General features: G+C 27.2%; 3 protein-coding genes. All 3 read left to right on the top strand.

Annotated features, from left to right (window positions below):
* Nucleotides 1–180 precede the first annotated feature (180 nt).
* The 3 genes from ACRDBA_RS11590 to ACRDBA_RS11580 all read left to right on the top strand — a co-directional run bounded on the left by ACRDBA_RS11590 (nucleotide 181) and on the right by ACRDBA_RS11580 (nucleotide 1810).
* Nucleotides 181–693 carry a hypothetical protein gene (locus ACRDBA_RS11590; protein WP_438573078.1) on the top strand — a complete coding sequence of 171 codons (513 nt, stop codon included), beginning with the start codon at nucleotides 181–183 and terminating at the stop codon, nucleotides 691–693.
* A gap of 295 nt (nucleotides 694–988) precedes the next feature.
* Entirely contained in the window at nucleotides 989–1378 is a 390-nt protein-coding gene (locus ACRDBA_RS11585; protein WP_438573077.1) for a hypothetical protein, read from the top strand.
* Nucleotides 1379–1468: 90 nt separating this feature from the next.
* Complete coding sequence (locus ACRDBA_RS11580; protein WP_438573076.1) at nucleotides 1469–1810, top strand: hypothetical protein; 342 nt, start codon at nucleotides 1469–1471, stop codon at nucleotides 1808–1810.
* The last annotated feature ends 155 nt before the right edge of the window (nucleotides 1811–1965 follow it).

Genomic DNA, 1965 nt, shown 5'->3' with positions numbered 1-1965 from the left:
CGACAACAAGTTAATAAGTAATATCCTTCATAGGGCTAAAGTTAATCGAAAGAACCTCTTAGAAACCTAAACGAAAATATCTGTTGGGAGCAACAGACAAGCGGGAAATAGCGACATAATCCAGGGTATGAAAGAGGTTGACATAGCAATACAATAAGAACTAAAGGAAGTGTAAACAATATGTTTAAAACAATTAATAAAGAAGGATATACAATATTTGAAAGTAGTAAACCAAATTGCATTAGATTAGATATTCAAAAGACTATAGGTACTTTACCGAGTGATATAGAAGAACTAAGACAATATGATCTTAATATATATGATTCTTGGGAAGACAATTCTAAAGTAACATATTACATTGAGATAAATGAGCAACAAGAGATTGAACAGTCTGAGAAGAATTTGAATGCTCTTAAATCTACTTTAGAAGCCCACAATATATCAATAGACTCAATAAATGGATTCGGTGACGATGAGGGAACAAGCTATCAATTAGTTATAAAAGGATTCGACTATGATGTCCACATAGATATTGACAATATAGAGTTTACACTGTCAACGGTAAATACTAACATTGACTGGGATAGTAAACAAGATGAGGACATATATTTTGAATATTACGATAGGTTTAAGAATAGAACTACTAGAAAAACTATAAACTCGGTTGTAAAGTACATTGAGAAATATATATAAGTAAATAAATAATTAACCTTAGGAGGTATATAAAAGCCTTCTAAGGGATATAATATAATCATAGAGGAGAGACACAATGTCACTAAATAACATTCATAATATAACTATAGAAGAGGCACAAGTACTAGCATCTAAAGGGCTATACTTTATAATTAAAGATGGGATCATAAAAGGTTTTACAAAATAAAAATAAAAAAGTTAAAATAACCATTGACATTTAAAGATAAAAGGTTTATAATTATATTAAGAAGTTAAGCAACACAAAATAAAAAATAAATAAAGGTAGGTAATAATTATGTTAAAAGGTCAAAAGTTAGCTAAAATAGAAGAAGTTAAGGAAATGTTAAAAACTTGGATATCTGATACAGATAAAGAAAACAATTATATGATGCGTTTTCATAGATGTTATTTAGATGGTAGTTATGGAGATGTAAACAACAGTCCAGACGGTGGATATAAACTATATAAATTATATGTTAATAAGTTTAGTAAAAATTTAAAAGAATCAACATGGACTAAAGAAGCAATAAGCACTTTTAAAAACTTCTTAATAATAGAGTTCTTTAATAGAGATGTTACATTAAGCAATAAAGAAGTAGAAAATATACTAGTTGAATCATTAGGAGATCATAAGGAAGCGTTTATAAATATGCTAGTTGATAACTGTAAAGACTTGTTAAACTAATTAAATATTTTTAGTGTCAATTAGTTATCTAGTTGATACTATAAAGTAATTAATTAAAATAAATTAAACTAAAAAGGAGATATAAAAACTATGAATAAAAATATAAATAATTTAATAAAAAGATATGAAAAAATAACAGAATACACTGAGACGGTAAGCAATGAATACTTAGGAAATTCAAGTTTTTACTTATTGCCAGACGGTAGATTTTTAAACTGTGCATGCGATTATGGAACTAGAGGAGACGATCACAGAATAATATTTGGAGCTACCAAGTTAAATTATGGAGACTTTGAGAAACTACACAGAAACTATAAATTAATTAGACTTATCCCAGAGTGTGGCACAGCACTAATAAAAGGAAGACAACAACCAACAAGGGAACAACAAGAAGCATTAAAAGAATTAGATTTTGAGATTGAAAAATATTAAAAAAAGTTTAAAAAACAGTAGACAATATAATCAAAATAGATTATACTTATATTAAGAAGTTAAGCAATAAAGGTTATAAGGCTACCTTTAAAGCCTTAAAATTCAACTTTTAAAGGTTGTAAAATATGGTAAAATATGGAGGTAATAAAAATGAT

Source organism: Clostridium sp., from assembly GCF_051654825.1.
Taxonomy (GTDB): domain Bacteria; phylum Bacillota; class Clostridia; order Clostridiales; family Clostridiaceae; genus Clostridium.
Note: the sequence above shows the minus strand (reverse complement) of the source record. Positions and strands in the feature narration are given on the sequence as shown.